This window comes from Pseudomonas sp. 14P5.3.2 (assembly GCF_057799175.1).
The window spans coordinates 26,304-34,883 of the sequence record NZ_JBYOKU010000054.1 but is presented as its reverse complement, the minus strand read 5'-3'; the positions used below and the strand labels follow the sequence as shown (position 1 = coordinate 34,883).

The window sequence follows — 8,580 nt, the reverse complement described above, 5'->3', positions numbered from 1 at the left end:
CTCCCACAGGGGTTGACCAGTGATCCTGAAAACCGGGTCAGTCCTCGAACTCGCGGCGTTCGGCCTCGATGGCTTCCGCCAGCGCGCGGGCCTCGGCTTCTTCTTCGCTCAGTTCAGGCTCTGGCGCCGGTTGTTCGAGGGCGGCGACGGCGGCCAGGAGCTTTTCCCGGGCTTCGGCAACGCCAAGAATGTCCTCTTGCGGTTCGGCTTCAGGCTCGGTCTCAAGTTCAACTTCAATCGCCGGCTCGGCGGTCTCGGTTTCAGGCTCAGGCGGCTGCGCTTCGCCATCCGCGGCATCCCGCAACAGATCGTCGAAGTCGGTTTTGATCCCCTCCTCCATGCTGTCCAGTTCCAGCAACAGCGAGTGGAAACTGGTTTCTTCCTTCGGCTCTTCCGGCTCGGCGCTGGCATCGGCCAGTTCCTGCAGGCCCTGCGGCACCGGTGCGTCGTCGAATTCGAGCACCGGATCGGTGTCCATCTCGCGCAGTTCGGCGAGCGGTGGCAGGTCTTCGAGGTTTTTCAGGTTGAAGTGATCGAGAAACGCCTTGGTGGTGGCGAACATCGCCGGTTTGCCCGGCACGTCGCGGTAACCGACGATGCGGATCCACTCGCGCTCGATCAGCGTCTTGACGATGTTGCTGTTGACCGCCACGCCCCGCACATCTTCGATCTCGCCCCGGGTGATCGGCTGGCGATAGGCGATCAGCGCCATGGTTTCCAGCAGCGCACGGGAGTAGCGCTGCGGGCGCTCTTCCCACAGACGGCCGACCCACGGTGAAAACTTCTCGCGGATCTGCAAGCGGTAGCCGGAGGCGACTTCCTTGAGCTCGAACGCGCGGCCCTCGCAGGACTTGGCCAGCAGGCTCAGGGCTTTCTTGAAGACCGGCGGTTCAGGGCGCTCGCCTTCTTCGAACAGTTCAAAAAGGCGTTCAAGCGATTGCGGCTTTCCCGAGGCCAACAGAAAGGCTTCAAGCAGGGGCGCCAGCTCGCGGGGTTCAGTCAGGTTCATGTTTCGACTCGTTATTCGGCTCGGGCTCGCACGTGGATCGCGGCGAACGGCTCATTCTGCACCAGCTCGACCAAGGATTCCTTGACCAGTTCAAGGATCGCCATAAAGGTCACCACCACACCGAGGCGACCTTCCTCGGCAGTGAACAGTTCGATGAACGGCACAAAACCACCGCCCTTGAGCCGTTCCAGCACATCGCTCATGCGCTCGCGGGTCGACAGCGCCTCGCGGCTGACCTGGTGGCTCTCGAACATGTCGCCCCGGCGCAACACCTCGGCCATGGACATCAAGATCTCTTGCAGCGCGACATCCGGCAACAGCTTGCGTGCCCGGGCTTCCGGGGCGTCAAGCTTGGGCACCACCACATCGCGACCGACCCGGCTCAAGCCGTCGATACCTTCGGCGGCAGCCTTGAAGCGCTCGTATTCCTGCAAGCGCCGGATCAGCTCGGCGCGCGGGTCGTCCTCTTCTTCTTCGACGGTTTCGGCGCGTGGCAGGAGCATCCGCGACTTGATCTCGGCCAGCATCGCGGCCATTACCAGGTATTCGGCGGCCAGTTCCAGGCGCACCGACTGCATCAGCTCGACATAACCCATGTACTGGCGGGTGATTTCCGCCACCGGAATGTCGAGGATGTTGATGTTCTGTTTGCGGATCAGGTACAGCAGCAGATCGAGCGGGCCTTCGAAGGCTTCGAGAAAGACTTCCAGCGCATCCGGCGGGATGTACAAGTCCAGCGGCATTTCCATGACCGCCTGGCCATAGACCATGGCAAACGGCAGTTCCTGCTGGGCGCCGGCTTGGGGATCGACAACGGTTTCCACTGCGGACATTCAGGCCTCGACCATGAACGGCGCGGGGTCGCCGCAACCGACGCGGATCACTTCCGGGTCGTCGCCGGTCAGGTCAATCACGGTGGACGCCTTGATCCCGCCGAAACCGCCGTCGATGATCAGGTCGACCTGATGTTCAAGCAATTGGCGCATTTCGTACGGATCGCTCAGCGGGTCTTCATCGCCGGGCATGATCAGGGTCACGCTCATCAGCGGCTCGCCGAGTTCGGCCAGCAATGCCAGAGCAATCGGATGACTCGGCACCCGCAGGCCGATGGTGCGTTTTTTCGGGTGCAGCAGCAGCCGTGGCACTTCGCGGGTGGCGTTGAGAATAAAGGTGTAAGGCCCCGGCAGATGCGCCTTGAGAATGCGGAAGGTGCCGGTGTCGATCTTGGCGTAGTTACCCAGTTGCGACAGGTCGCTACAGATCAGCGCGAAGTTGTGCTTCTCGTCGAGCTGACGCAGACGTCGCACACGCTCGATGGCCGTCTTGTCGCCGATCTGGCAACCGATGGCGTAGGAAGAGTCCGTGGGATAAATCACCACCCCGCCCTTGCGGATGATCTCGACCGCCTGTTTGATCAGGCGCGCTTGCGGGTTTTCCGGATGGATCTGGAAAAATTGACTCACATTCTCTACCTGTTCAGACGGCGGCAATATCTGTGTCATGTTTGAACCGACACCACAGGGGTGGAAGGTCCTCGGGAACCGGCCGGTACTGGCCAATCTCGGACCAGCCTCCAGGGCCATGGAAATCACTGCCGGCGCTGACCAGCAGACCGAACTCACGGGCAAGGATTGCCAGGCTGCCGACCTGTTCCGCGGGCTGATGGCCATTGACCACTTCGATTGCATGCCCGCCCGCTTGAATATAGTCGGCAATCAGCTTTCGGCGCTTGCTGCGGGTGAAATCGTAGTGCCACGGATGCGCCAGGCTGACCCACGCCCCGGCGGCGCGCAGGGTGCCGACGGTGTCTTCCAGGGTCGGCCAGTGCTGTTTGACGTCACCCAGCTTGCCGGCGCCGAGCCATTTGCGGAATGCTTCGGCACGATCCTTTACAAAACCTTCACGCACCATCCAGTCAGCGAAATGCGGGCGGGCTGGCGCATTGCCGCTGTCGCCCAGTTCCTGCTGAATCTGCCGAGCGCCTTCGAGGGCACCGGGCATACCTTTGAGGCCAAGCTTGCGGCTTATCTCTTCCGACCGCAGCCAGCGGCCATCGTGCAATCGGGCGATGGCCTCGACCAGTGGCGCGGCGTTGACGTCGAAACCGTAGCCCAGCACGTGGATGGTCGCGCCGCCCCACGTACAGGACAGTTCGACGCCATTGACCAGTTGCATGCCCAGTCCTTCGGCGGCGCTGCGCGCTTCGGCGAGGCCTTCGAGGGTGTCGTGATCGGTCAACGCCAGGACTCGCACGCCGTTTTCGAACGCACGCGCAACCAGAACCGCAGGCGCCAGGGCGCCATCGGAGGCCGTGCTGTGGCAGTGCAAATCAACATTCACGGGGAGTTGTAACCTCAAATCAGCTGGCGCTATCGCGCGCCCATATGTTTGTTATTATGCCGCCACATCCAGCTTCTGGCTCTCACTGTGAAACAATTCATCGATTTCATCCCGCTTCTGCTGTTTTTCATCGTTTACAAACTTGATCCGCGGGTCGTCGACGTTGCCGGCCATGAAGTGACTGTAGGCGGTATCTACAGCGCCACCGCGATGCTGATCATCAGCTCCCTGGTGGTCTACGGCGCGCTTTTCATCAAACAGCGCAAGCTGGAAAAGAGCCAGTGGCTGACCCTGATCGCCTGTCTGGTTTTCGGCAGTCTGACCCTGGCCTTCCACAGCGAGACCTTCCTCAAATGGAAAGCTCCGGTGGTCAACTGGCTGTTCGCCCTGGCCTTCATCGGCAGCCACTTCATCGGTGACCGCCTGCTGATCAAACGCATCATGGGCCACGCGCTGACCCTGCCGGATCCGGTCTGGACCCGTCTGAACATCGCCTGGATCGCTTTCTTCCTGTTCTGCGGGGCTGCCAACCTGTTCGTGGCATTCACCTTCCAGAGCATCTGGGTCGACTTCAAGGTGTTCGGCAGCCTGGGCATGACCTTGCTGTTCCTGGTCGGTCAGGGCATCTACCTGTCCCGCCACCTGCACGACGCCGATACCACAACGCCAAAAACCGAGGACTGACATGCTCTACGCAATCATTGCCACCGACGTCGCCAACTCGCTCGAAGCGCGCCTCGCCGCACGCCCGGCCCACCTCGAACGCCTGCAAGTGCTCAAGGGCGAAGGCCGCATCGTGCTGGCCGGCCCGCACCCGGCAGTCGACAGCAATGATCCGGGCGCTGCGGGTTTCACCGGCAGCCTGATCGTCGCCGAGTTCGACTCCCTGAGCGCCGCCCAAGCCTGGGCCGACGCCGACCCGTACATCGTCGCCGGTGTGTACGCCAATGTGATCGTCAAACCGTTCAAGCAAGTCCTCCCGTAAAAAGAGGCAACCCTGTGGCGAGGGAGCTTGCTCCCGCTGGGGTGCGAAGCGGCCCCGCTCTTTTGCTCAAAAGCATGGGACTGCTACGCAGTCCAGCGGGAGCAAGCTCCCTCGCCACAATGACTCTCTAAGCTCAAATTTTTCAACTCACCACTCTCGACATTGCCTCTGGCACTGAACCTTCTCGCTTCTCCCCGCTCTCAATCGCTCATTATTCTCGTTTGCCTGCCGACAACCTGCCCAATATCCATTTGCAAGCAGGAATCGCGATGCGCAAGGGTCCGTTGTGTCTGATGTGGGTCACGTTGTCGATCATGGCGCCCGCCCATGGTGAGGAAACCACTGAAAGCGGCAATTCCACGCCGCTGTCATTGAGTGCCGGCAGCCAGATCACCGAGTTGCAGCAGCGCCTCAAGGCCAGTGAGCAGCAGCGAGAAGAACTGAACAAACAACTGCAAAATGCCGACAACGCACGCGAAAGCGCTCAGCTTGCCCGGTTGCGCCAGGAGAATCAGCGTCTCAAGCTGCAACTCAAGGAAGCCCAGGCCAGTCCGTTGCCGCGTCTGTTGACCGAACAGCAGCAATGGTTCGTCACAGGCGCCGGGGTAGCGCTATTGGCGCTGCTGTGCGGTATCTTTGCCAGTGGAGCAAGCCGAAAACGTCGGCAATGGCTAAATTGAGTGAGTCATGAGCGAGCTGTTACTGATTGATGATGACCAGGAGTTGTGCGAACTCCTGAGTAGCTGGCTGAGCCAGGAAGGCTTCCAGGTGCGTGCCTGCCACGACGGCCAGAGTGCGCGCAAGGCGCTGGCCGAGATGGCGCCCGCAGCCGTGGTACTGGACGTGATGCTGCCCGACGGCAGCGGCCTGGAGTTGCTCAAGCAACTGCGCAGCGAACACGCCGATCTGCCGGTGCTGATGCTTTCGGCCCGGGGCGAACCGCTGGATCGCATTCTCGGTCTGGAGTTGGGCGCCGATGATTATCTGGCCAAACCCTGCGATCCGCGCGAGCTCACCGCGCGCCTGCGCGCCGTGCTGCGCCGCAGTCACCCGGCCGCCGTGTCGACCCAACTCGAGCTTGGCGACCTGAGCTTCAGCCCGGTGCGCGGCGTGGTCAGCATCGACGAGAAAGAACTGACCCTCACCGTTTCCGAAAGCCGCTTGCTCGAAGCCCTGCTCAAGCAGCCCGGCGAGCCACTGGACAAGCAGGAACTGGCGCAACTGGCCCTCGGCCGCAAGCTGACCCTGTACGACCGCAGCCTCGACATGCACGTCAGCAACCTGCGCAAGAAGATCGGCCCGCACCCCGACGGCCGCCCACGCATCGTCGCCCTGCGCAGCCGCGGCTACTACTACAGCCTGTAAATACCCCTCTGTGGCGAGGGAGCTTGCTCCCTCGCCACAGAGGTTTGTCAGGCCGACGACAAAGCATCTTTACCCAAGCTTTACCCAGCGCTGACCGCCGCTGACCTTGATCTCCGTAATCTGTACTCATCCGGAACGTACCGGGAACGAGACAAGGAGATACACCATGCGCAAGACCCTTATCGCTCTGATGTTCGCTGCCGCTCTGCCAACCGTCGCCATGGCTGTGCCACAGGATGGCGGCCCGATGGGTGGCCCGATGGACGGACGCCACGGCGGTCAGATGCACGGCATGCACGGCAAAGGCCCGTACAGCCAACTCGACCTGTCCCGCGAACAGCGCGAACAGATCCGCAAGATCATGGGCGAGCAGATGCACGAGCGTCGCCAGGTGGTCGAGAAGTACCTGGAAAAACTCTCCCCGGCCGATCAGAAAGCCATGAAGGACGAGATGGCGGCCAACCACAAGAAAGCCGAAGCTGACGTACGCAACCTGCTGAAACCGGATCAACAGAAGAAATTCGACGAGATCCAGAAGAAACAGGCTGAACGCCGCGCCGAATGGGCCGAGTTCAAAGCGTGGAAAGCGCAACAGCCGCAAAAGGCGCAATAATGCGATAACCCGGACCCGACGGCTAACCGCCGTCGGGTCTGTTGCCACTCAATCCAAATGTGGGAGCGGGCTTGCTCGCGAATGCGGTGTATCAGACAAGGCAATGTTGACTGACACACCGCATTCGCGAGCAAGCCCGCTCCCACATTGTTGAGTTTTTTGTTTGATTGAGGATTTTCTGTGCGTTCATTGTTCTGGCGTATTCTCGCGAGTTTCTGGCTGGCCATCGCTCTGGTGGCGGGGCTTTCGATTCTGCTCGGGCACATGCTCAATCAGGACGCGTGGATCCTCAGCCGCCATCCGGGTCTCAACACCTTGGCCGCCGAATGGACGCAAACCTACGAAGCACAGGGCGAAGACGCCGCGCAGGACATCCTCGAACAGCGCAAACGCCAATATCACATCGACGTTCAGGTACTCAACGAAAGCGGCGACCCTGTGGTACGCGGCACCTTCCCGCGTCGCGCCGCGGCATTTGAAGCCCGGCAGAACAACGACGACCGACGCCTGCCATGGCGCCGTCTCACCGACGAGTTCACCAGCGAAAAAACCGGCGACACCTACCTGTTCATCTTCCGCATCCTGCACCCGGAACTCGACGCCTGGCACCGCGAAAGCCTGCTCTGGCCACTCAGTGCACTGGGCATCGCGCTGGTGGTGCTGACCCTGTTCAGCCTGCTGGTGACCTTCTCTATCACCCGCCCGCTCAGCCGTTTGCGCGGTGCGGTGCATGATCTGGGGCAGACCACCTATCAGCAGAACAGTCTGGCGAAACTGGCCAACCGTCGCGATGAATTTGGCGTACTGGCCACCGACTTCAACCGCATGGGCGCGCGCCTGCAAAGTCTGATCAGCAGTCAGCGCCAGTTGCTGCGCGACGTATCCCACGAATTGCGCTCACCTTTAGCGCGGCTGCGCATCGCGCTGGCACTGGCAGAGCGGGCCAACCCGGAAGAACGCGAAAAACTATGGCCACGCCTGACCCGCGAATGTGATCGCCTGGAAGCGCTGATCAGCGAAATTCTGGTGCTCGCACGGGTCGATGCCGACAATGCCAGTGCTGAAGAAGTGGATCTGAATGCACTGCTGGGCACTCTGCAAAAGGATGCGCAGCTTGGCTCGCCAGAGCAGACGGTGCGCCTGGAGGCCGAGCCGCAGCTGAACCTCAAAGGCTGGCCGACCATGATCGAGCGCGCCGTCGACAACTTGCTGCGCAACGCCCAACGCTTCAACCCGGTGGGTCAGGCAATCCAAATGCAAGCCACGCGTCAGGGCGAACGAATTGTGGTGAGTGTGCGCGACCACGGGCCGGGTGTGCAGGCCGAGCATCTGAGCCAGTTGGGCGAACCCTTTTACCGGGCGCCGGGGCAGACCGCGGCCGGGCATGGCCTGGGCCTGGCGATAGCCAAGCGCGCGGCGGAGCGGCATGGCGGGAGCCTGACGCTGGCCAATCATCCAGACGGCGGGTTTGTCGCCAGTCTTGAATTGCCGTTGGTGCCGGGCGCCGTCGTGCAGCCGTAAAAACAAATGTGGGAGGGGGCTTGCTCCCGAAGGCAGTGTGTCAGGCAACATAGTTTTGTCTGATACGCCGCTTTCGGGAGCAAGCCCCCTCCCACATGGACATCAAAGGCTCAGGCCTTGGACGGCCAGGCGCTGACAAACTCAGCCAGATCAACCTTCTCCGCCACACGCGGTTCTTTCTGCGGCGTGCCGAGGTACAGAAAGGCAATCACCTGCTCGCCTTCAGCCAGGCCCAAGCCTTTGGCCACGTGCGCCGAATAGGCCAGATCACCGGTACGCCACACCGCACCAATTCCCTGCGCATACGCCGCCAGCAAAATCCCGTGCGCCGCACAACCCGCCGCCAGCAACTGCTCGGACTTCGGATACTTGACGTGTTCCTGCAGTTTCGCGATGACCACGACCACCAGCGGCGCACGCAGCGGGCCGTTGCGCGCCTTGTCGATCATCGCTTCAGTGACTTCGCCTTCCTGCATCTGCGCCGCTTCAGCCAGCAACTCGCCCATCTGCTCGCGCGCCGCACCTTCGACGGTGAGGAAACGATACGGCTGCAAGTGGCCGTGATCCGGCGCGCGCAGGGCTGCGCCAAACAGGGCTTCGCGCTGCTCGGCGGTAGGGGCCGGTTCGACCAGGCGTGGAACGGAAACACGGTTGAGCAAAGCGTCGAGAGCCTGCATCGGCCACCTCCTGAGAAAAATGTGCGGCTATTCTAGCGGTATCCGGCAACAGGGTGCCGGTTTACATGCC

Annotated in this window: 11 protein-coding genes; 6 read left to right on the top strand and 5 right to left on the bottom strand. The window is 61.7% G+C overall.

What is annotated here, in order from left to right:
* Positions 1-37: 37 nt before the first annotated feature.
* From scpB to AC27VU_RS27510, 4 genes are read right to left on the bottom strand one after another with little or no spacing between them, the layout of a single operon-like run.
* Positions 38-1,009 carry an SMC-Scp complex subunit ScpB gene (gene scpB / locus AC27VU_RS27525; RefSeq protein ID WP_488725313.1) on the bottom strand — a complete coding sequence of 324 codons (972 nt, stop codon included), beginning with the start codon at positions 1,007-1,009 and terminating at the stop codon, positions 38-40.
* An 11-nt stretch (positions 1,010-1,020) separates the two neighbouring features.
* Positions 1,021-1,842, bottom strand: coding sequence for a segregation and condensation protein A (locus AC27VU_RS27520; RefSeq protein ID WP_488725312.1), 822 nt, complete (start codon positions 1,840-1,842; stop codon positions 1,021-1,023).
* Positions 1,843-2,472, bottom strand: coding sequence for an L-threonylcarbamoyladenylate synthase (locus AC27VU_RS27515; protein WP_007966016.1), 630 nt, complete (start codon positions 2,470-2,472; stop codon positions 1,843-1,845).
* 13 nt (positions 2,473-2,485) lie between these two features.
* Positions 2,486-3,349 (bottom strand): PHP domain-containing protein, encoded by an 864-nt coding sequence (locus AC27VU_RS27510; RefSeq protein ID WP_103483893.1) that lies wholly within the window; start codon positions 3,347-3,349, stop codon positions 2,486-2,488.
* Between the two features lie 87 nt (positions 3,350-3,436).
* On the opposite strand from AC27VU_RS27510, the gene AC27VU_RS27505 reads away from it, so the two are divergent.
* The 6 genes from AC27VU_RS27505 to AC27VU_RS27480 all read left to right on the top strand — a co-directional run bounded on the left by AC27VU_RS27505 (position 3,437) and on the right by AC27VU_RS27480 (position 7,833).
* Entirely contained in the window at positions 3,437-4,033 is a 597-nt protein-coding gene (locus tag AC27VU_RS27505; protein ID WP_003222764.1) for a septation protein A, read from the top strand.
* Between the two features lies 1 nt (position 4,034).
* The gene (locus tag AC27VU_RS27500; RefSeq protein ID WP_488725311.1) at positions 4,035-4,334 is read left to right on the top strand and encodes a YciI family protein; all 300 of its coding nucleotides are present in this window, start codon (positions 4,035-4,037) and stop codon (positions 4,332-4,334) included.
* Positions 4,335-4,603: 269 nt separating this feature from the next.
* Positions 4,604-5,014 carry an SH3 domain-containing protein gene (locus AC27VU_RS27495; RefSeq protein WP_003222759.1) on the top strand — a complete coding sequence of 137 codons (411 nt, stop codon included), beginning with the start codon at positions 4,604-4,606 and terminating at the stop codon, positions 5,012-5,014.
* A 7-nt stretch (positions 5,015-5,021) separates the two neighbouring features.
* Positions 5,022-5,699, top strand: a complete 678-nt coding sequence (locus tag AC27VU_RS27490) for a response regulator transcription factor (protein WP_003222757.1) — start codon at positions 5,022-5,024, stop codon at positions 5,697-5,699.
* A 166-nt stretch (positions 5,700-5,865) separates the two neighbouring features.
* Entirely contained in the window at positions 5,866-6,312 is a 447-nt protein-coding gene (locus AC27VU_RS27485) for an LTXXQ domain protein (RefSeq protein WP_201138424.1), read from the top strand.
* A 180-nt stretch (positions 6,313-6,492) separates the two neighbouring features.
* Positions 6,493-7,833 carry a sensor histidine kinase gene (locus AC27VU_RS27480; protein WP_488725310.1) on the top strand — a complete coding sequence of 447 codons (1,341 nt, stop codon included), beginning with the start codon at positions 6,493-6,495 and terminating at the stop codon, positions 7,831-7,833.
* Positions 7,834-7,943: 110 nt separating this feature from the next.
* On the opposite strand, the gene AC27VU_RS27475 is transcribed toward AC27VU_RS27480, so the two are convergent.
* A complete protein-coding gene (locus tag AC27VU_RS27475; protein WP_400498325.1) occupies positions 7,944-8,510 on the bottom strand; it encodes a nitroreductase family protein in 567 nt (188 codons plus the stop codon).
* Positions 8,511-8,580 lie beyond the last annotated feature (70 nt).